We start from the raw sequence: 19,489 nt of genomic DNA, 5'->3' as shown, positions 1-19,489 counted from the left end.
CTGCGGATGTCCACACCCCAGCCATCCGAAGCCGAAGGGCATATCCGTGAGCGTCAATCCTCCGGCAGCCGTCGTCGTTCTCGCAGCGGGTGAGGGCACCCGTATGAAGTCGGCCACACCCAAGGTCCTGCACGAACTGTGCGGCCGCTCCCTGGTCGGCCATGTGCTCGCGGCCGCGCGCGCGTTGGAGCCCGAGAACCTGGTCGTCGTGGTGGGCCACGCCCGCGAGAAGGTCACCGCGCACCTCGCCGAGATCGACCCCGGCGTACGGACGGCCGTACAGGCCGAACAGAACGGCACCGGCCACGCCGTACGGATGGGCCTGGAAGAGCTGGGCGGCGTCGTCGACGGCACGGTCGTCGTGGTCTGCGGCGACACCCCGCTGCTCAGCGGTGAGACCCTGCGGCAGCTCGCCGCCACCCACACCTCCGACGGCAACGCCGTCACGGTGCTCACCGCCGAGGTCCCCGACGCCACCGGCTACGGCCGCATCGTGCGGGACGGCGCCAGCGGCGCGGTCACCGCGATCGTCGAGCACAAGGACGCGAACGAGTCGCAGCGCGCGATCCGTGAGATCAACTCCGGGGTCTTCGCCTTCGACGGGCAGCTCCTCGCGGACGCGCTCGGGAAGGTGCGGACGGACAACAGCCAGGGTGAGGAGTACCTGACCGACGTCCTCGGGATCCTGCGCGAGGCCGGGCACCGGGTCGGGGCGGCCGTCGCCGGCGACCACCGCGAGATCGCCGGTATCAACAACCGCGTCCAGCTCGCCGAGGCCCGCCGCATCCTCAACGACCGCCTGCTCACCGAGGCCATGCTCGCCGGAGTGACCGTCGTCGACCCCGCCTCGACCTGGATCGACGTGACCGTCACCTTCGAGCAGGACGCGATCGTCCACCCGGGCACCCAGCTCCAGGGCGCCACACACCTCGCCGAGGGCGCCGAGGTCGGCCCCAACTCCCGCCTCAAGGACACCACGGTGGGCGCGGGGGCCCGCGTCGACAACACCGTCGCCGACAGCGCCGAGGTCGGGCCGCAGGCGAGCGTGGGCCCGTTCGCGTACCTCCGTCCGGGCACGCGCCTCGGTCTGAAGTCCAAGATCGGCACGTACGTGGAGACGAAGAACGCCACGATCGGCGAGGGCACCAAGATCCCGCACCTGTCCTACGTGGGCGACGCGACGATCGGTGAGTACTCGAACATCGGCGCGGCGAGCGTCTTCGTGAACTACGACGGGCAGGAGAAGCACCACACCACCGTGGGCTCCCACTGCCGTACCGGTTCGGACAACATGTTTGTGGCTCCTGTCACGGTCGGGGACGGCGCGTACACCGCGGCGGGCTCCGTGATCACCAAGGACGTACCACCCGGTTCGCTGGCCGTGGCCCGTGGCCAGCAGCGGAATATCGAGGGTTGGGTGGCCCGCAAGCGTCCCGGAAGCGCGGCCGCGAAGGCGGCGGAGGCGGCCTCCCGGGAGCCGGAAGGCGAAGCCTGACCGGAAACAGGTGCGTCCGACACGGCGTACCGTGATAAGTGCACACCCGCATAAATGCGCACCCGTACCCCCAGCTGAGAAGGCTTCTCGCACTCCGGTTGAGAAGACTCCTCACGCCCCAGCTGAGACACCTCTGAGGAGACAGTGCTGTGACCGGGTTCAAGACGACCGGCGAGAAGAAGATGATGTTCTTCTCCGGCCGCGCCCACCCCGAGCTTGCCGAGGAGGTCGCCCATAAGCTGGGTGTCGGGGTTGTCCCGACGAAGGCCTTCGACTTCGCCAACGGTGAGATCTACGTCCGCTACCAGGAGTCCGCGCGCGGCGCCGACTGCTTCCTGATGCAGAGCCACACGGCTCCCATCAACAAGTGGATCATGGAGCAGTTGATCATGATCGACGCTCTGAAGCGGGCCTCCGCGCGGAGCATCACCGTGATCGTGCCCTTCTACGGTTACGCGCGGCAGGACAAGAAGCACCGTGGACGTGAACCGATCTCGGCGCGTCTGATCGCCGATCTGATGAAGACGGCGGGCGCCGACCGGATCCTCACGGTCGACCTGCACACCGACCAGATCCAGGGCTTCTTCGACGGCCCGGTCGACCACCTCTTCGCGCTGCCGATCCTGGCGGACTACGTGGGGGCGAAGGTCGACAAGTCGAAGCTCACCGTCGTCTCCCCGGACGCCGGCCGAGTGCGCGTCGCCGACCGCTGGTGCGACCGCCTGGACGCCCCGCTGGCGATCGTGCACAAGCGCCGCGACAAGGACGTCGCCAACCAGGTCACCGTCCACGAGGTCGTCGGTGACGTGAAGGGCCGCGTCTGTGTCCTCGTCGACGACATGATCGACACCGGTGGCACGATCTGCGCCGCCGCCGACGCCCTCTTCGCGCACGGCGCGGAGGACGTCATCGTCACGGCCACGCACGGTGTGCTCTCCGGCCCGGCGGCCGACCGTCTGAAGAACTCCAAGGTCAGCGAGTTCATCTTCACGGACACCCTGCCGACCCCGGGCGAGCTGGAGCTCGACAAGATCACGGTCCTGTCGATCGCGCCGACGATCGCCAACGCGGTCCGTGAGGTCTTCGAGGACGGCTCGGTGACGAGCCTGTTCGAGGAGCAGTAAAGATCCTTTTGGGTGTGGCCTCCCTGCCGAGTAGACTGCCCAAGTTGCTCGGCGAGGGAGGCCGCACTTTTTTGTGCGGCGGTCCGTTATCGACGCGCTCTTCGTAGCAGGCCGATTGTTTGGCCGGGTGACCACCTTCCCCAGATTTCTACGAGGAGTGCACATGTCCGAGGTCAAGCTCGCCGCCGAGACCCGTACCGAGTTCGGCAAGGGCGCCGCCCGCCGCATCCGCCGTGACAGCAAGGTTCCCGCCGTGGTCTACGGCCACGGTGCCGAGCCCGTCCACATCACGCTGCCGGGCCACGAGCTGCTGCTCGCCCTGCGCACCCCGAACGTCCTGCTCTCCCTGGACATCGAGGGCAAGACCCAGCTGGCGATCCCGAAGGCCGTCCAGCGCGACGCCATCAAGGGCTTCCTCGAGCACGTCGACCTGCTCCTCGTGAAGCGCGGCGAGAAGGTCACCGTCGAGGTCTTCGTGCAGACCGAGGGCGAGCTCGCCCCGGGCAGCTTCCTGCTCGAGCACGTGCTGAACACCCTCACGGTCGAGGCCGAGGCCACCCACATCCCGGAGTCGGTCACCGTCTCCATCGCGGGCCTGGAGGCCGGTGCCTCCATCCACGCCAAGGACATCCCGCTGCCCAAGGGCACCACGCTGGCGATCGACGAGGACGCGGTCGTCCTGCAGGTCCTGTCCGCCCAGGCGGAGGAGCCCACCGAGGGCGAGGCCGCGGGCACCGAGGCCGCCGAAGCCTGATCGGCCTGATTCCCCCGGAATCTTCATCTGTGTCAGCCGCCGCTCCCCTCAGGAGCGGCGGCTGCCGCGTATCAAGGACACATGGGAGACACCGACGTGACGACCGATGCGGGCGCCCCCTGGCTGATCGTGGGCCTCGGCAACCCGGGCCCCGAGTACGCCATGAACCGGCACAACGTGGGCTTCATGGTCGCCGATCTGCTGGCGGAGCGGATCGGCGGCAGGTTCAAGCGGGCCGGCAAGGCACAGGCGCAGGTGATCGAGGGGCGCATCGGCCCGCCGGGCCCGGCGAACCGCCGGGTGATCCTGGCCAAGCCGATGTCGTACATGAACCTGTCCGGCGGCCCGGTGACCGCGCTGCGGGACTTCTACAAGGTGCCGACGGCGAACATCGTCGCGATCCATGACGAGCTGGACATCGACTACGGCGTCCTGCGCCTGAAGTTCGGCGGTGGCGACAACGGCCACAACGGGCTGAAGTCGATGACGAAGGCGATGGGCTCCGACTACCACCGGGTGCGGTTCGGCATCGGGCGGCCTCCGGGGCGGATGCAGGTCGCCGACTTCGTCCTGAAGGACTTCTCCTCGGCGGAGCGCAAGGAACTCGACTACTTCGTGGACCGGGCCTCGGACGCCGTGGAGTGCCTCGTCATCGAGGGGCTGGAGCGGGCGCAGGGCACGTACAACTCCTGAGCGGTTCTCCAGGGCGGTTCCCCGGGGATCTCCGGGGCGGTCGATGTACGCGTACAACTGCCGACTTGTCGCCCGGCGGAACCGACCGGAGTTGACCGGGTGCGCGGCCATGGCCAATGATCCCGGCCATGCCTGCCGTCGCCGCACATCGAGGCTCCCGTCGGAGCGCACATCCGGCGCTGCGGTTCGGGCGGCTCGCGGCGATGGGTACGGTCGCGGCGCTGATCCTGATCGCGGGCGTCTGGGGTTCCTGGGGCACGGCTCAGCACGTGATGCTGAGCAAGGGCCGGGAGCAGGGGACGATGACCGTGACCGAGTGCTCCGGCGATGTCTGTACGGGGACGTACGCGCCGACCTCGACGGGGTCGCGGGCGCGGGCGCACGTCACCATCGACGAGGCGGTCGCGGTGCGCAAGGGCCGGACGTACACGGTGACCGTGAAACCCGGCAGCAGTGATGTCGTCCGTAGTGGTCCAGCGGGCGTTCTCTACGCCTGGGTCCCGCTGGGTGGCGCTCTGTTGCTCGCCTCGGTGGTGGTGGCCGGCGGCCTGCGACTGCGGCGGGCGGCGTGGGTGCTGGCGGGGGCGGGCATCGCGCAGCTGACGGCCACGTTCCTGGTTCTGTGACCTGGTCTGGAAGTGACGGGTGCTTGAACTGACGGGTGCTTGAAATCAGGGGTGCTTGAAACGAGGGGTGCCCCGCGGTCGTACGGACGCGGGGCACCCCTTTGGTGTGAGTCCCGCAGGCCTCAGCCGGTGTTGCGCAGTCCGGCCGCCACACCGTTGACCGTCAGGAGCAGCGCGCGCGAGAGCAGCGGGTCCGGCTCGGCGCCGGCCGCGGCCTCGTCGCGCTGGCGCTTGAGGAGCGCGACCTGGAGGTAGGAGATCGGGTCCAGGTAGGCGTCGCGGATGGAGAAGGTCTGCTGGAGGACCGGGTTGGTGTCCAGGAGCTCCTTGCCGCCGGTGACGCGCAGTACCTCGCGGACGGTCAGCTCGTGTTCGGCCTCGATGGTGGCGAAGACGTGCTTGAGGTCGTCGGGGACGAGGGTGTCGACGTAGTGGCGGGCGATCCGCAGGTCGGTCTTCGCGAGGGTCATCTCGACGTTGGAGAGGAAGTTCTGGAAGAAGTGCCACTGCTCGTGCATCTCGTCGAGCACGGTGTCCCCCTCCTGCCGCAGGCCTGCCTCGCGCAGGGCCTTGAGGCCGGAGCCGACGCCGAACCAGCCGGGCACGATCTGCCGTGACTGGGTCCAGCCGAAGACCCAGGGGATGGCCCTCAGGCCGTCGAGACCGGCGCCGCTGTCGGGGCGGCGGGAGGGCCGCGAGCCGAGGTGCAGGTCGGCGAGCTGGTCGACGGGGGTGGCGGCGAAGAAGTACGCCGGGAGGTCCGGGTCCTCGACGAGTCGTCGGTAGGCGTTGTGGGCGGCGTCCGAGACGACGTCCATGGCCGCGTCCCAGCGGGCCAGCGCCTCGTCGGACTGACGGGGGGCAGTGTGCAGGGCGGAGGCCTGGAGGGTGGCTGCGACCGTCAGTTCCAGGTTCTCGCGGGCGAGCGAGGGCACGAGGTACTTGTCGGAGATGACCTCGCCCTGCTCGGTCACCTTGATCTCGCCCTCCAGCGTGCCCCAGGGCTGCGCGAGGATCGCGTCGTGGGAGGGGCCGCCACCGCGGCCGACGGTGCCGCCGCGGCCGTGGAAGAGACGCAGGCGTACGCCGTAGCGGTGGGCGACGTCGCGCAGGCGGCGCTGGGCACGGTGGATCTCCCACTGGGAGGTCGTGATGCCGCCGAACTTCGAGGAGTCGGAGTAGCCGAGCATGACCTCCTGGACGTCCCCGCGCAGCGCCACGAGGCGGCGGTAGGAGGGGTCGGAGAGCATGTCCTCGAGGATCGTGTCGGCGGCCTTCAGCTCGTCCGTCGTCTCCAGGAGCGGGACGATGCCGATCTTGGCCCAGCCGGCGTGCAGGTCGAGCAGGCCGGCCTCCCGCGCGAGTACGGCCGCGGCGAACACGTCGTCGGCGCCCTGGCACATCGAGATGATGTACGACTCGATGACCTCGGGCCCGAAGATCTCCAGGGCCTTCTTGACCGTCCCGAAGACGCCGAGGGTCTTCTCACCGGCGGCGTCGAGGGGCGCGGGGGTCGGGGCGAGCGGGCGACGGGAGCGGAGTTCCTTGGCGAGGAGCTTGGCGCGGTAGTCGCGGGGCATGTCGACGTAGCGCCAGGATTCCTCGCCGAGGCGGTCGAACAGCTGGCCGAGGGCGTGGTGGTGGGCGTCGGCGTGCTCGCGTACGTCCATGGTGGCGAGCTGGAGGCCGAAGGCGGCCAGGGTGCGGATGGTGCGGTTCATCCGGCCGTCGGCGAACAGCGCGCCGCGGTGCTCGCGCAGCGAGGTCTGGATGAGGGTGAGGTCGCGCAGGAGTTCGCCGGTGCCGAGGTAGTCGCGGCCCTCGTCGTGCGGGGTGCCCGTGGCGAGGCGCTGCTTGGTGTTCTCCAGCTTCTGCCGGATGCAGGTGGCCTTGAGCCGGTAGGGCTCCTCGGCGTTGAGGCGCTTGTAGCGGGGGCTGATCTCGGGGAGGCGCTCCAGGTCGCTCTGGAGGGATTCGAGGAGTTCCTCGGTGGCGCCGGTGTAGCGGATGGAGTTGGAGAGGAAGCCGCGGAGTTCGTCGATGACGTCCAGGGCGTCGTTGATGCCGTGTTCGTGCTGGAGGATCAGGACGTCCCAGGTGACGGCCGGAGTGACGTTCGGGTTGCCGTCGCGGTCGCCGCCGATCCAGGTGCCGAAGGTGAGCGGCCGGGTGTCGTCCGGGAGCCGCACACCGACGCGCTCCAGCTCCGCGGTGAGATCCTCCAGGACGTCGCCCACCGCGCCGGCGTGCAGCTCGTCCAGGTAGTAGATGGCGTTGCGGGCCTCGTCCGCGGGCTCCGGGCGGACCACGCGCAGCTCGTCCGTCTGCCACACCAGGTCGATGTTCTCGGCCAGCCGGGTGTCGTAGCGGCGGCGGTCGGCCTCGATGACGGGGGTCTCGAGGAGTGCGGCGATACGGCGCAGCTTGTTGAGGACCGAACGGCGGGCGGCTTCCGTCGGGTGGGCGGTGAAGACCGGGCGGACATTCAGGTTCTTGACGGTCTGCTTCAGGTGTTCGGGGTCGGCGTCCTTGAGCCGGTCCGCCGTTCGGGCGAGGAGTCCGCCCTCGGCGGCCCGCTTGGCGCGCAGCTCGCGGCCGCGGTGCACCTGCTCGGTGACATTCGCCAGATGGAAGTACGTGGAGAAGGCGCGGACCAGCTTGGCCGCGGTCTCCAGCTCGGTGCCGCGCAGCAGCTCGGCGGCTGCCTCGCCGTCCTCGCGGGTCAGGCGGCGGACCTTCTCGACCAGTTCCAGGAGCTCGGGGCCCTCCTGACGGACGAGGGTCTCACCGAGCAGGTCGCCCAGGCGGCGGATGTCGGCGCGCAGCTCGCTGCTGGTCGTCGTGGTCTGGTCGTCGGCACTGCTCACAGGTGCGGCTCCTTGCAGTGTGGAAGCTCGGCTGAAGAGTGTGGAAGCTCGTCTGAAGCTCGTCAGGGAGGGAACCCGGATGGTGACCGCGCGGCGGGGTGCCGCTTAGGGACGTGGCATCCGGGAAGAAAACAGAACGGACCGCGCTGTCCGACCGAATCCAAGGATAGGTGTCCATGCGGACGCGCAGGCTGTTGGGCTCTTGCCGCCAGGCTGCGCGCTGCCATACTTACGACGCCGTAAGTTACGGATGCGTAGGGCCTCCCGTCAGCTGGCAGGAGGACTCTGAGATCCCGTAACCGGCCACTTCCCCCGCCCTCGAACCCCACAGGGGATGCTCATGCCCACGAGTTCCGACGTGATCGACGACGCCCCGCGGTCGCCCGACGACGCCTCGCTCCCCGCCGCCACGCTGGGTGGTGAGCGGAAGGGGTCACTCGAACAGATCACGCTGCTTCTCTTCATCGCTGTTCCGTTCGTAGCCCTTGTGGCAGCGGTGCCGCTGGCCTGGGGCCGGGGGGTGAGCTGGCTGGACATCGGCCTGCTGGTCTTCTTCTACTACCTGGGTTGCCACGGCGTCACGATCGGCTACCACCGCTATTTCACGCACGGCTCCTTCAAGGCGAAGCGCCCGCTGCGGATCGGGCTGGCGATCGCCGGTTCGATGGCGGTCGAGGGCCCTGTGGTCCGCTGGGTCGCCGACCATCGCAAGCACCACAAGTTCTCCGACGCCGAGGGTGACCCCCACTCGCCGTGGCGCTACGGGGAGACGGTGCCGGCCCTGATGAAGGGCCTGTGGTGGGCGCACATCGGCTGGATGTTCGACGAGGAGCGGACCCCGCAGGAGAAGTACGCGCCGGACCTGATCAAGGACCCGGCGATCCGCGCGATCTCGCGCCAGTTCATCTACTGGACGGTGCTGTCCCTCGCTCTCCCCCCGCTGATCGGTGGTCTGGCGACGATGTCCTGGTGGGGCGCGTTCACCGGCTTCTTCTGGGGTTCGCTCGTCCGGGTGGCGCTGCTGCACCACGTCACCTGGTCGATCAACTCGATCTGTCACGCGGTGGGCAAGCGGCCCTTCAAGTCACGGGACCGCTCGGGCAACGTGTGGTGGCTGGCCGTGCTCTCCTGCGGTGAGTCCTGGCACAACCTGCACCACGCCGACCCGACCTCGGCGCGGCACGGTGTACAGCGCGGCCAGGTCGACTCCTCGGCGCGGATCATCCGCTGGTGCGAGCAGCTCGGCTGGGCGTACGACGTGCGCTGGCCGTCACGCTCGCGTATCGATTCGAAGCGCAACACGGACGGGTCGGCCTCCCGGGGCAAGACGGAAACCGCTGAAGCGGCATGATTGACGGTGTGGCGACCGACTCCAGCAGCACCCCGAGCAGCAGTGAAAAGCCGCGGCGTGCGCGCCGCACCCGCATGACCGGTGCGGAGCGCCGTCAGCAGCTGCTGGAGATCGGTCGCACCCTGTTCGCGGCGAAGGGCTTCGAGGGGACGTCGGTGGAGGAGATCGCGGCGAAGGCCGGCGTCTCCAAACCGGTGGTCTACGAGCACTTCGGCGGCAAGGAGGGGCTGTACGCGGTGGTGGTGGACCGCGAGATGCGCCGTCTGCTGGACATGGTGACCGGCTCCCTCACCGCCGGTCACCCCCGCGAGCTGTGCGAGCAGGCCGCGTTCGCCCTTCTGGACTACATCGAGGAGTACACGGACGGCTTCCGGATCCTGGTCCGCGACTCGCCCATTCCCCAGTCGACGGGTTCCTTCGCGTCGCTGATCTCGGACATCGCCACCCAGGTGGAGGACATCCTGGGCCGCGAGTTCAAGCTGCGCGGCTTCGACCCGAAGCTGGCTCCCCTCTACGCCCAGGCCCTGGTCGGCATGGTCGCTCTGACGGGTCAGTGGTGGCTGGACGTCCGCAAGCCCCGCAAGGCGGAGGTGGCGGCCCATCTGGTGAACCTGGCCTGGCACGGCCTGGACGGTCTGGAGCCGAAGCCGCGTTTGATCGGGCATCGCAAGTCCTAGGTCCTGTCGTCAAATTCCCGTCGTCCGCCCGGAGGGCGGGCCCTGCGGCGTCAGGTGCGTACTCTCGGCGTGCCGGGCACAGGCCCTCGTACTGGATGTACTTGGGTCTGTGCCCGGTGCGGCGAGAGTACGTGCATGGCGTCGCGGGGCAGACGGGAATTTGACGACAGGGCCTAGGGCCCGAGCCGCTCCAGGGAACGGGACCCGGGCTGCTCCACGGATCCGACTGGCTCCAGGAACTCCAGTCGGTTGCCGACGGGGTCCGCGGAGTAGAAGCGGCGATGGCCGGGGAGGTTGTCGTCCCAGGTGACCTCGGCCCGGCGGGCCCGCAGGCGGGCGGCGAACTCCTCGATGCCGGTGACGCGCAGCCCGGGGTGGGCCTTCTTCGCGGGCCGGAAGTCCTTCTCGATCCCCAGGTGCAGCTGCACGGCCCCCGCCCGGAACCAGCAGCCGCCGCGGGCGGCGAGGACGGGCGGTTTGGGGATCTCGGTCATGCCGAGAACCTCGACGTAGTACGCGCGCAGGAAGTCCTCCGAGCCGGGCGGGGCCGCGAGCTGGACGTGGTCGACGGCGGCGAGCATTCGCTCACGCTCCCTTGTGCGCCACGGCGAACAGGCGGCGGAAGGGCAGCACCGTGCCGTACGGGGCCGTCGGATAGGCGTCGCGCAGCAGGTCGCGGTATTCGGTGACGAAGGCGCCGCGGGCCTCCGGGTCGTCGGCGAGGGCCGTCAGCACCGGGCGCAGTCCTGTGCCCTTCACCCAGTCCAGTACCGGATCCTCACCGGTCAGGATCTGCTCGTACGTCGTCTGCCAGACGTCCGTCTCGCAGCCGAGGCGGGCCAGCCGGTCCAGGTAGACCAGCGGTTCGTGGACGGAGTCCTCGTGTCGCAGGACGTCTTCGAGGCGGTCCTTCCAGCGGGCGGAGGCGGCGAGCTCGCGCATCAGGGCGTGCAGGGGCGCGTCGATGTTGTCGGGGACCTGGAAGGCGAAGGTGCCGCCGGGCGCCAGCGCGACGATCCAGTCGCGGAACCGCTCCAGATGCCCGGGCACCCACTGCAGCGCCGCGTTCGACACGATCAGGTCGTACGTCTCCGTAGGCGCCCAGGTCGCCGCGTCCGCGTGGGCGAAGTCGAGGCGTCCGCCGCCGGCCGTGGGGCCCGCGTACGGCTGCGTCCTGGCGAGCATCTCGGGGGAGTTGTCGTACCCGGTGATGCGCGCGGTGGGCCAGCGGTCGGCGAGGAGGACGGTCACGTTGCCGGGGCCGCAGCCGAGGTCGGCGATGCGGGGCGGGGTGCCGGGGAGGTCGGGGACCCGGGCGAGGAGGTCGATGAACGGGCGGGCGCGGTGGCCGGCGTGGCGCAGGTACTGGGCGGGGTCCCAGGTGGGAGTGGTCATGTCCGCTACTTTCCCCTCACATATATCTCGACGTCAAGAGACTTGATATCAAGAGACTTCATGTCGACACAACCACTACACTGATCGTCATGGAGGACGAGGTCGATCGGCTGGTCGCAGCATGGCGCCGGGAGCGCCCTGACCTCGACGTGGAACCGCTCGAGGTACTCAGCCGGGTGAGCAGGCTCGCCCGGCACCTGGACCGCGCCCGACGGCTGGCGTTCTCCGAGCACAGCCTGGAGCCCTGGGAGTTCGACGTGCTGACCGCACTGCGGCGCGCGGGCTCCCCGTACCAGCTCTCCCCCGGCCAGCTGCTCACGCAGACGCTCGTCACCTCCGGCACGATGACCAACCGCATCGACCGGCTGACGAAGAAGGGCCTGGTGGAGCGCCTCCCGGACCCGAGCGACCGCCGGGGCGTACTCGTGCGCCTCACCGACGAGGGACGCGACCGCGCCGACCAGGCGCTCGCCGGACTCCTCGACCAGGAGCGCGCGATCCTGGCCGAACTCAGCAAGGCGCAGCGCGGTGAACTCGCGTCCCTGCTACGCCAGCTGACCGCCCCGTTCGACAACATCCCCGGCTAGGTCGACGGGCCCGACCCCGGCCCGGCGGGCGAGGGCGACCGCGGCGAGCGTCGAGTGGACGCCCAACTTCCCCAGCACGTTCTGCATATGGGTCCGGACGGTGTGCGGGGAGAGGAACAACCTCTCCGCGACGGCCTTCCGCCCCAGCCCCGCGACCATGCACCGCAGCACTTCCCGCTCCCGCGGCGTGAGCGACTCGACCAGCCGCTCGCTCTCGGTGCGGTGCTTGCGCGCGGCGGTCAACTCCCGCAGGACGCCGGTGAGCAGGGCGGGCGGCAGATGCGTCTCGTCGCGCAGCACACCCCGTATGACGGTCAGCAGCCGCGACAGGGAACAGTCCTTGGCGACCCACCCCGAGGCACCGGCCTGCAGTGCGAGGGCGGCGCGGCGCGGATCGTCCTTCTCGGCGAGGACGACGATGCGCACGCTCGGCTGCCCCGAACGGACGCCCGCGACCAGCGAGATGCCGTCGACGAGCCCGTCCTCGTTGCCCTCCTGGACCGGTACGGCAGGACGGGCGCCGGGCAGATTGCCGCCCAGGTCGGCGTCGACGAGCAGCACGTCGAATCTGCGGCCCTCCGCGGACGCCCGCTCCAGGCAGCGCAGCGCGGCCGGGCCGCTGCCGGCGGCGGACACGTCGACGTCGGGCTCGGCTGCCAGGGCGGCGGCGAGAGACTCGGCGAAGATGCGGTGGTCGTCGACGACCAGGACACGGATGCGAACCACTGATACCCCCACTGGTCGGGGGACGGACCGGCGCAGGTACGACACCCGAAGTGATCCCGAGCCCGCTCGAACTCGGAAAACGGGGTGCCGCAGCCGCACGGCCGCCGCCGTGCTGGAACTGCTACCCCCACTTCGGGCGTCGTACCCGACTGTCTCGCCCCCTGATCAGCACCGGCCCCCACCGGCGCTGTTCACAGGGTACGACCGGGGGCGGGCAGCGGAAGGCAATTTGCAGAACTGATTGGCCGGCGCGTTTATGGTGAGCCGTATGTTTCGTATGGAGACAGGAGACGACAAAGACCGGCGTGATCTGCTCCGCCGGCGACTGCGCGACACGAACACACAGGCGTCCCCGATCCTCCGCGCCCTGCGCGGCACCCCTGCCGAACGGGAACTTCCGCTCCACGTCTGGGCCTTGGACGCCGACGGGGCGCTCGCGGGCGGGCTCGTCGGACACACCTGGACGACGTGGCTGCACGTGACATACCTCTGGGTGGACGCGCCACACCGCGGCGCGGGCCTCGGCGGCCGACTCCTCGCCGAGGCCGAGCGCCTCGCCCACGAGGAGCGCGGCTGCCGCAACTCCCGCCTGGAAACCTGGGACTTCCAGGCCCCCGAGTTCTACAAGAAACACGGCTACGAGGTGGTGTGCGTGATCCCCGACTACCCGCCGGGGATCACGGAATACACCCTGACCAAGCCGTTGCCCTGAGGCTTTTAGGGGCGCGGGGAACTGCGCGCCCAGCCCCCCCACGGTCCGCAGAGAACGCACCCGAGCGTCAGCTCAAGCGCCGGGCGCCAGCCGAAGGCACCGCCGGGAAGACCCGAGGAGCCGTATGACCGGCGGAGCCGAACGCCTCGGTCACCGCCTTCGTCACCGTGTCCACATCCGCCGACTCCACCAGCACGATCGCCGAGCCGCCGAAGCCGCCCCCCGTCATCCGCGCCCCCAGCGCCCCCGCGGCGTTGGCCGTGGCGACCACCAGGTCCAGTTCCTCGCAGGAGATCCGCAGGTCGTCCCGGAGCGAGGCGTGCCCGTCCGTGAGGACCGGACCGATGGCCCGGACATCCCCGGCGTCCAGCAGCGCGATGACCTGCTCCACCCGGTGGTCGTCGGAGACGACGTGGCGGACATATCGGCGTACGCGCTCGTCCGAGAGGCGCGCGAGCGCCGCGTCGAGCTCCTCGTACGCGACATCCCGCAGATGCGAGACCCCGAGCTGCCGCGCGCCCTCCTCGCACCCTTCGCGCCGCTCGGCGTACGCCCCGTCGCCCAGCGCGTGCTTCACCCGCGTGTCGACGACCAGCAACTCCAGCCCCTGGGAGGCCAGATCGAAGGGGACCTGCCGGATGGACAGATCGCGGCAGTCGAGGTGCAGGGCGTGCCCCTCGGTGCAGCACGCGGACGCCGTCTGGTCCATGATCCCGCAGGGCACGCCGACGAAGTCGTTCTCGGCGCGCTGGGCGAGCCGGGCCAGTTCGGGCCCGGTGAGGCCGAGTTCGTACAGGTCATTGAGGGCGAGCGCCGTCACGACCTCCAGAGCGGCGGAGGAGGACAGGCCCGCCCCCGTCGGCACGGTCGAGGCGAGGTGCACGTCCGCGCCCGTCACCGCGTGCCCCGCCTCGCGCAGCGCCCACACCACGCCCGCCGGGTACGCGGCCCAGCTGGTGTTGGTCAGCGGCGCCAGCTCGTCGACATGCAGTTCGACGACCGGGCCCTCGATGTCGGCGGAGTGCAGCCGCAGCACCCCGTCCGTGCGCCGCGACACCGCCGCCACCGCTGTGTGCGGCAGGGCGAGCGGCATCACGAACCCCTCGTTGAAGTCCGTGTACTCGCCGATCAGGTTGACCCGCCCCGGCGCAGCCCAGACGCCTTCCGGTGCGGTCCCATACAGCTCCTCGAACCCCTCGCGAACGCCCACCGAATTACCTACCGCTCCTTGTTCTGAGCGAACGCCCACGCGTCCGCGACGATCCCCGCGAGATCCGCGCGGGACGGGTTCCAGCCGAGCCGCTCGCGCGCGGTCGCCGCCGAGGCGACGAGCACGGCCGGGTCCCCGGCCCGGCGGGGGGCCATGACCTCGGGGATCGGGTGCCCCGTGACCTGGCGGACGGTCTCGATGACCTCGCGGACGGAGAAGCCGTTGCCGTTGCCGAGATTGCAGATGAGGTGCTCACCGGCGGTGGCCGCCTCGACGGCGAGCAGGTGCGCCTCCGCCAGGTCCGCCACGTGGATGTAGTCGCGGACGCAGGTGCCGTCCGGCGTCGGGTAGTCGTCGCCGAAGACGGAGATCGCCTCCCGCCGCCCCTGCGCGACCTGGAGGACGAGCGGGATGAGGTGCGACTCGGGGTCGTGGCGCTCGCCCTGCGCCCCGTACGCGCCGGCCACGTTGAAGTAGCGCAGCGACACCGCGCCCAGTCCGTGGGCCGCCGCCTCGCCGGTGATCATGTGGTCGACGGCGAGCTTGGAGGCGCCGTAGGGGTTGGTGGGCCTCGTCGGCGCGGACTCGACGATCGGGGTCTGCTCCGGCTCGCCGTACGTGGCGGCCGTGGAGGAGAAGACCAGCTTGCGCACGCCCGCCTCGCGCATCGCCGCGAGCAGCGCCATGGTGCCGCCGACGTTGTTGTCCCAGTACTTCTCGGGCTTTACGACGGACTCGCCGACCTGCGAGAACGCGGCGAAGTGCAGCACGGCGTCGTACGAGGCGTCCAGCCACTTACCAGCGTCGCGGATGTCGCCCTCGATGAAGGAAGCCCCTGCCGGGACACCCTCGCGGAAGCCCGTCGACAGGTTGTCGAGGACCGTCACCTCGTGACCGGCCTCGATCAGATGCTGCGCGACCACGCTGCCGACATAGCCCGCGCCACCCGTGACCAGGTACTTCCCACTCATGAACTCGCTACCTCTCGCAGTCGCTGGGCCGCGGCTTCCGGCGGCACGTCGTTGATGAACACGCTCATGCCGGACTCGGAACCCGCGAGGAACTTCAGCTTGCCGGAAGTGCGGCGAATGGTGAAAAGCTCGAGGTGAAGCGCGAAGTCGTCCCTGTTCACACCCTCGAACTCGGCCAGCGCGCCGAACGGCGCCTGGTGCCAGGCGGCGATGTACGGCGTCGGAGGCTCCCCTTCACCGAAGATCCGGTCGAAGCGCCTCAAGAGTTCCAGATAGACCTGGGGGAACTCTGTGCGCGTCTCCTCGTCGAGCCCGAGCAGGTCGGGCACCCGCCGCTTGGGGTAGAGGTGGACCTCGTAGGGCCAGTGCGCGGCGTACGGCACGAAGGCGACCCACCGCTCGGTCTCCAGGACGATCCGGTCGCCCTCGGCGAGTTCACGTGCGACGACGTCGTCGAAGAGGTTCTGGCCGCCGGTGGCCTCCTTGTGCGCGGCCAGCGAGCGCAGCATCAGGGCCGTACGCGGGGTGGTGAACGGGTAGCCGTAGATCTGCCCGTGCGGATGGCCGAGGGTGACGCCGATCTCCTCGCCGCGGTTCTCGAAACAGAAGACCTGTTCGACGGAGGGGAGGTGGGACAGCTCCGCCGTGCGGTCCGTCCACGCCTCCAGGACGAGCCCCGCCTGCTCCTCGGTGAGGTCGGCGAAGGACAAGTCGTGGTCGGAGGTGAAGCAGACGACCTCGCAGCGCCCGGAGTCGCCGGCGAGCGAGGGGAAACGATTCTCGAAGACGACGACGTCGTACGAGGAGTCCGGGATCTCGCTCAGCCGGTCGCCCTGCGAGGGGCACAGGGGGCACTCGTTCGCCGGGGGGTGATACGTGCGTCCCTGACGGTGCGAGGCGATCGCGACCGAGTCGCCGAGCAACGGGTCGCGGCGCACCTGGGAGCTGGTGACGGTGGGCTCCAGGGGGCGGCGGTCCACCGCGTCGCGCACCTTGTCGTCGCGTGAGTCGTAGTAGATCAGCTCACGACCGTCGGCGAGCCGGGTCGAGGTCTTCTTCACCGCTGGACTCCTCATCCACACCACACCCAACCATCAAACAGAACCGAACACAACAAACCACAAAGCAACAGGAACGTCAATGCCTGCGGGGGTTTGGGGGGTGTCTGTGAAGCTTGGGCAGCGTCATGCGACTCATGGGGCATGGATACGGGCATGCATGCCCCCACATACCTCGCCGCAGGGCTCCGGCTCCCCACGAACGGGCTCGACTACACGATCCTCGGCATCTACTTCGTCGTCGTGCTCGGCATCGGTTTCGCCGCCAAGGCCTCGGTCAAGACCAGCCTCGACTTCTTCCTCTCCGGGCGTTCACTGCCCGCCTGGATCACCGGCCTCGCGTTCATCTCCGCCAACCTCGGCGCGACCGAGATCCTGGGGATGGCCGCGAACAGCGCGCAGTACGGCGTCTACACCGTGCACTGGTACTGGATCGGCGCCATCCCCGCCATGGTGTTCCTGGGCCTGGTGATGATGCCCTTCTACTACGGCTCGAAGGTCCGCTCGGTCCCGGAGTTCCTGCTTCTGCGCTTCGACAAAGCGGCACACCTGCTGAGTTCGATCCTGTTCGCCTGCGCGGCGATCCTGATCGCGGGCGTCAACCTCTACTCACTGGCGATCGTGGTCGAGGCGCTGCTCGGCTGGCCCCAGTGGGTGGCGATCGTGATCGCGGGGTTCTTCGTACTGGCGTACATCACGCTCGGCGGCCTGTCCTCGGCGATCTACAACGAGGTGCTGCAGTTCTTCGTGATCCTCGCGGCCCTGATCCCGATCGCCGCGCTCGGCCTGAAGCGGGTCGGCGGCTGGGACGGTCTGACCCACTCGCTCGACAAGACGCACGGCAGTGACTTCACCACGGCCTGGGGCGGTACGGGCATCGGCCATGCGAACCCGCTGGGCGCGAACTGGCTGACCATCGTCCTCGGCCTCGGCTTCGTCCTCTCCTTCGGCTACTGGACGACGAACTTCGCGGAGGTGCAGCGCGCGCTCTCGGCGAAGAACCTGTCGGCGGCCCAGCGCACCCCGCTCATCGCGGCGTTCCCCAAGATCTTCATCGTCTTCCTGGTGATGATCCCGGGCCTGGTGGCGGCCGTCCTGGTCCCCAGGATCGGCACGAGCGGCTCGAACCTGCAGTACAACGACGCGGTCCCGTACCTGATGCAGGAGCTACTGCCGAACGGCGTCCTGGGCATCGCGGTGACGGGGCTCCTGGCGGCCTTCATGGCGGGCATGGCGGCCAACGTCTCGTCGTTCAACACGGTGTTCACGTCGGACATCTGGCGGAGGTACGTCGTGACCGACCGGGAAGACTCCTACTACGTCCGCTTCGGCCGCCTGATCACGGTGATCGGCGTCCTGGCGTCGATCGGCACGGCCTTCCTGGCCTCGTCCTTCTCCAACATCATGAGCTACCTCCAGGCGCTCTTCTCCTTCTTCAACGTGCCGATGTTCGTGGCCTTCATCGTCGGCATGTTCTGGAAGCGCGCGTCGGCGAAGTCGGGTTTCTGGGGCCTCCTGGCAGGTACGACGGCGGCGATGATCAACTACTTCGTCATCTACAAGCAGGGGATCATCGCCATCCCCTCCGACCAGGGAGCCAACTTCGTCTCGGCGATCGCGGGCTTCGTGGCCGGCGCGGTGGTGATGGTCGCGGTCTCCCTCTTCACGGCCCCCAAACCGGCGGAGGACCTCCAGGGCCTGGTCTACGGCACCGTCTCCCCCGGCATGGCCGAGCCGCCGGCCGTGGGCGACGACGCGTGGTACCGCAGGCCGGCGCTGCTGGGCTGGGGCGCGCTGATCCTGGCGGCGGTCTGTTACATCCCGTTCTCGTTCTGACGCAGGAGGCCTGAGCAACCATGTCCGACCACTATTCGGACCGCGATGTCCAGCGCGAGGTCACGGAGCTGGAGCATCAGTCCGCGACCGCGACCCGCCTCTTCGACATCCGCACCATCATCGGCGGCCTGTTCGTCGTCTACGGCGTCATCGTCACCCTGGCGGGCCTGACCGCCTCCGACGCCGAACTCGCCAAGGCCCAAGGCGTCAACATCAACCTCTGGACCGGCCTCGGCATGCTCGCCCTGGGCGTGTTCTTCCTGCTGTGGCTGTGGCTACGGCCGCTGGCACCGCCGGTGCCGATGCCGGAGGAGGAGCCTCCGTCGGAGTAGCCGGTGTCGGGCGGGGCTGGAGTGCGCCGGGGGACTCCGGCCCCGTACGGCTACGCGGGCCCTTCGGGGATGACCCCCAGCACCCTCACCCACCTCCTCGACGGCATACGCTCCGGAGCCCTCTCCACGCCCCCGGCGTAGCGGGTGGTACTGGCTCTCCCGGGGAACGGCAGAGTCTGGTTCGGCGTCACCGGTCGCACACAGAGTGATCCGTGTCAGCACAGCGGGCCGGTCCAGCGGGACCGGGTCCGCTCAGCAGAGCCAGGAGCACTCATGAACCACCCCGCCCTCGCCGCCCGCACCGCCCTCGTCACCGGAGCCGCCAGCGGCATGGGCGCGGCCACCGCCCGCCTGCTCGCCGCGGGCGGCGCCCGTGTCGCCCTGCTCGCCCGGCGCACCGACCGGCTGGACGCACTGGCCGCCGAACTCACCGCCGCCGGCGGCCAGGCCCTCGCCGTCAAGGCCGACGTCACCGACCAGGTCTCCGTCGACGCCGCCGCCAAGGCCGTCCACGATGCCTACGGACGGGTCGACCTGGTGGTCAACAACGCCGGTGTGATGCTGCCCAACCCCCTCGACGACGGCCGGATCGACGAGTGGACCCGCATGATCGACACCAACCTCACCGGCGCCCTGCGCGTCATCCGCGCCTTCACGCCCGACCTCACCGCGGCCGCCGCCGAGGGCCACACCGCCGACCTGGTCAACATCTCCTCCATCGCCTCCCACGTCGTCTTCCCCGACTACGCCGTGTACGGGGCCACCAAGGCCGCCCTCACCCAGCTGTCCGCGGCGCTGCGCACCGAGCTGGGCCCGCGCGACGTCCGGGTCAGCACGATCGAGCCGGGCCTGACCGACACCGAGCTCGGTGAGCACATCGACAACCCGGTACTGCGCGAGCAGCTCGGCGGGCTGTTCACCGTGGTCCCCGCCCTCACCGCCGAGGACATCGCCGACCTCGTCGCGTACACCGTCAGCCGTCCCCGGCACGTCAACCTGCGCCAGTCGATCGTCCTGCCGACCCGCCAGGCCTGACATCTCCCGGGGTGGTGTGCTGCCTGGCACCAGCAGGGCC

At 69.6% G+C, this 19,489-nt stretch carries 19 protein-coding genes; 12 read left to right on the top strand and 7 right to left on the bottom strand.

The genetic code is table 11. The annotated features are described in order from the left end of the window. The first annotated feature begins 46 nt into the window (after positions 1–46). The 5 genes from glmU to KVT44_RS45375 all read left to right on the top strand — a co-directional run bounded on the left by glmU (position 47) and on the right by KVT44_RS45375 (position 4,692). On the top strand, positions 47–1,495 hold the full coding sequence (gene glmU / locus KVT44_RS45395; RefSeq protein ID WP_217573951.1) for a bifunctional UDP-N-acetylglucosamine diphosphorylase/glucosamine-1-phosphate N-acetyltransferase GlmU: 1,449 nt from the start codon (positions 47–49) through the stop codon (positions 1,493–1,495). A gap of 149 nt (positions 1,496–1,644) precedes the next feature. Beyond that, entirely contained in the window at positions 1,645–2,619 is a 975-nt protein-coding gene (locus tag KVT44_RS45390) for a ribose-phosphate diphosphokinase (protein WP_054233019.1), read from the top strand. Positions 2,620–2,782: 163 nt separating this feature from the next. Next, on the top strand, positions 2,783–3,373 hold the full coding sequence (locus tag KVT44_RS45385) for a 50S ribosomal protein L25/general stress protein Ctc (RefSeq protein ID WP_217573950.1): 591 nt from the start codon (positions 2,783–2,785) through the stop codon (positions 3,371–3,373). Between the two features lie 81 nt (positions 3,374–3,454). Continuing rightward, positions 3,455–4,066: an aminoacyl-tRNA hydrolase gene (pth, locus tag KVT44_RS45380; RefSeq protein WP_054233021.1), complete on the top strand. Its 612-nt coding sequence runs from the start codon at positions 3,455–3,457 to the stop codon at positions 4,064–4,066. Between the two features lie 116 nt (positions 4,067–4,182). After that, positions 4,183–4,692, top strand: a complete 510-nt coding sequence (locus tag KVT44_RS45375) for a hypothetical protein (protein ID WP_099922235.1) — start codon at positions 4,183–4,185, stop codon at positions 4,690–4,692. A gap of 122 nt (positions 4,693–4,814) precedes the next feature. Here KVT44_RS45375 and ppc read toward each other — a convergent pair whose 3' ends face one another. Continuing rightward, positions 4,815–7,559: a phosphoenolpyruvate carboxylase gene (ppc, locus tag KVT44_RS45370; RefSeq protein WP_060901804.1), complete on the bottom strand. Its 2,745-nt coding sequence runs from the start codon at positions 7,557–7,559 to the stop codon at positions 4,815–4,817. A 340-nt stretch (positions 7,560–7,899) separates the two neighbouring features. Between ppc and KVT44_RS45365 the strand changes: the two genes are divergently transcribed. Both KVT44_RS45365 and KVT44_RS45360 read left to right on the top strand, forming a co-directional pair. Beyond that, positions 7,900–8,910, top strand: a complete 1,011-nt coding sequence (locus KVT44_RS45365) for a fatty acid desaturase (RefSeq protein WP_217573948.1) — start codon at positions 7,900–7,902, stop codon at positions 8,908–8,910. Next, positions 8,907–9,587 (top strand): TetR/AcrR family transcriptional regulator, encoded by a 681-nt coding sequence (locus KVT44_RS45360; protein ID WP_054233024.1) that lies wholly within the window; start codon positions 8,907–8,909, stop codon positions 9,585–9,587. Before KVT44_RS45365 ends, KVT44_RS45360 begins: the two co-directional genes overlap by 4 nt. Positions 9,588–9,760: 173 nt before the next feature. Here the strand turns inward: KVT44_RS45360 and KVT44_RS45355 are convergent, their stop codons facing one another. Both KVT44_RS45355 and KVT44_RS45350 read right to left on the bottom strand, forming a co-directional pair. After that, positions 9,761–10,168 (bottom strand): glyoxalase, encoded by a 408-nt coding sequence (locus tag KVT44_RS45355; RefSeq protein WP_217573946.1) that lies wholly within the window; start codon positions 10,166–10,168, stop codon positions 9,761–9,763. Between the two features lie 4 nt (positions 10,169–10,172). After that, a complete protein-coding gene (locus tag KVT44_RS45350; protein ID WP_217573944.1) occupies positions 10,173–10,982 on the bottom strand; it encodes a trans-aconitate 2-methyltransferase in 810 nt (269 codons plus the stop codon). 89 nt (positions 10,983–11,071) lie between these two features. Between KVT44_RS45350 and tamR the strand changes: the two genes are divergently transcribed. After that, a complete protein-coding gene (gene tamR, locus KVT44_RS45345; protein WP_054233026.1) occupies positions 11,072–11,569 on the top strand; it encodes a MarR family transcriptional regulator TamR in 498 nt (165 codons plus the stop codon). On the opposite strand, the gene KVT44_RS45340 is transcribed toward tamR, so the two are convergent. Further along, positions 11,528–12,295 carry a response regulator transcription factor gene (locus KVT44_RS45340; protein ID WP_054233027.1) on the bottom strand — a complete coding sequence of 256 codons (768 nt, stop codon included), beginning with the start codon at positions 12,293–12,295 and terminating at the stop codon, positions 11,528–11,530. The genes tamR and KVT44_RS45340 overlap by 42 nt on opposite strands. A 256-nt stretch (positions 12,296–12,551) precedes the next feature. Between KVT44_RS45340 and KVT44_RS45335 the strand changes: the two genes are divergently transcribed. Further along, positions 12,552–13,007, top strand: a complete 456-nt coding sequence (locus KVT44_RS45335; RefSeq protein ID WP_190171884.1) for an N-acetyltransferase — start codon at positions 12,552–12,554, stop codon at positions 13,005–13,007. A 67-nt stretch (positions 13,008–13,074) separates the two neighbouring features. Here KVT44_RS45335 and galK read toward each other — a convergent pair whose 3' ends face one another. Genes galK through galT form a run of 3 tightly spaced genes read right to left on the bottom strand, consistent with a single transcriptional unit; the run spans position 13,075 to position 16,249 of the window. Further along, complete coding sequence (gene galK / locus KVT44_RS45330) at positions 13,075–14,217, bottom strand: galactokinase (protein ID WP_217573942.1); 1,143 nt, start codon at positions 14,215–14,217, stop codon at positions 13,075–13,077. Between the two features lie 8 nt (positions 14,218–14,225). Next, positions 14,226–15,188 (bottom strand): UDP-glucose 4-epimerase GalE, encoded by a 963-nt coding sequence (gene galE / locus KVT44_RS45325; RefSeq protein ID WP_217573940.1) that lies wholly within the window; start codon positions 15,186–15,188, stop codon positions 14,226–14,228. Further along, complete coding sequence (galT, locus tag KVT44_RS45320; protein WP_217573938.1) at positions 15,185–16,249, bottom strand: galactose-1-phosphate uridylyltransferase; 1,065 nt, start codon at positions 16,247–16,249, stop codon at positions 15,185–15,187. Before galT ends, galE begins: the two co-directional genes overlap by 4 nt. 153 nt (positions 16,250–16,402) lie before the next feature. On the opposite strand from galT, the gene KVT44_RS45315 reads away from it, so the two are divergent. The 3 genes from KVT44_RS45315 (at position 16,403) to KVT44_RS45305 (ending at position 19,449) form a co-directional block, all read left to right on the top strand. Continuing rightward, complete coding sequence (locus tag KVT44_RS45315) at positions 16,403–18,082, top strand: sodium:solute symporter family protein (RefSeq protein WP_180292973.1); 1,680 nt, start codon at positions 16,403–16,405, stop codon at positions 18,080–18,082. A 20-nt stretch (positions 18,083–18,102) separates the two neighbouring features. Continuing rightward, positions 18,103–18,414 carry a hypothetical protein gene (locus tag KVT44_RS45310; RefSeq protein ID WP_168492476.1) on the top strand — a complete coding sequence of 104 codons (312 nt, stop codon included), beginning with the start codon at positions 18,103–18,105 and terminating at the stop codon, positions 18,412–18,414. A gap of 273 nt (positions 18,415–18,687) precedes the next feature. Beyond that, a complete protein-coding gene (locus tag KVT44_RS45305) occupies positions 18,688–19,449 on the top strand; it encodes an SDR family oxidoreductase (RefSeq protein WP_217573936.1) in 762 nt (253 codons plus the stop codon). Positions 19,450–19,489: the final 40 nt, after the last annotated feature.

Origin of the sequence: Streptomyces sp. GbtcB7 (assembly GCF_019091445.1) — a bacterium.
Taxonomy (GTDB): Bacteria; Actinomycetota; Actinomycetes; order Streptomycetales; family Streptomycetaceae; genus Streptomyces; species Streptomyces mirabilis.
The sequence above is the reverse complement of the archived record's forward strand: the minus strand, read 5'-3'. Positions and strand labels throughout refer to the sequence as shown.

What these genes read in the sequence shown, in the direction of transcription:
- KVT44_RS45315 (WP_180292973.1), top strand. Translation starts at nt 16,403, where the DNA reads ATGCATGCCCCCACATACCTCGCCGCAGGGCTCCGGCTCCCCACGAAC.
- KVT44_RS45360 (WP_054233024.1), top strand. Translation starts at nt 8,907, where the DNA reads ATGATTGACGGTGTGGCGACCGACTCCAGCAGCACCCCGAGCAGCAGT.
- KVT44_RS45310 (WP_168492476.1), top strand. Translation starts at nt 18,103, where the DNA reads ATGTCCGACCACTATTCGGACCGCGATGTCCAGCGCGAGGTCACGGAG.
- pth (WP_054233021.1), top strand. Translation starts at nt 3,455, where the DNA reads ATGGGAGACACCGACGTGACGACCGATGCGGGCGCCCCCTGGCTGATC.
- KVT44_RS45375 (WP_099922235.1), top strand. Translation starts at nt 4,183, where the DNA reads ATGATCCCGGCCATGCCTGCCGTCGCCGCACATCGAGGCTCCCGTCGG.
- tamR (WP_054233026.1), top strand. Translation starts at nt 11,072, where the DNA reads ATGGAGGACGAGGTCGATCGGCTGGTCGCAGCATGGCGCCGGGAGCGC.
- KVT44_RS45385 (WP_217573950.1), top strand. Translation starts at nt 2,783, where the DNA reads ATGTCCGAGGTCAAGCTCGCCGCCGAGACCCGTACCGAGTTCGGCAAG.
- KVT44_RS45305 (WP_217573936.1), top strand. Translation starts at nt 18,688, where the DNA reads ATGAACCACCCCGCCCTCGCCGCCCGCACCGCCCTCGTCACCGGAGCC.
- KVT44_RS45365 (WP_217573948.1), top strand. Translation starts at nt 7,900, where the DNA reads ATGCCCACGAGTTCCGACGTGATCGACGACGCCCCGCGGTCGCCCGAC.
- KVT44_RS45350 (WP_217573944.1), bottom strand. Translation starts at nt 10,982, where the DNA reads ATGACCACTCCCACCTGGGACCCCGCCCAGTACCTGCGCCACGCCGGC.
- KVT44_RS45355 (WP_217573946.1), bottom strand. Translation starts at nt 10,168, where the DNA reads ATGCTCGCCGCCGTCGACCACGTCCAGCTCGCGGCCCCGCCCGGCTCG.
- galE (WP_217573940.1), bottom strand. Translation starts at nt 15,188, where the DNA reads ATGAGTGGGAAGTACCTGGTCACGGGTGGCGCGGGCTATGTCGGCAGC.
- KVT44_RS45335 (WP_190171884.1), top strand. Translation starts at nt 12,552, where the DNA reads ATGGTGAGCCGTATGTTTCGTATGGAGACAGGAGACGACAAAGACCGG.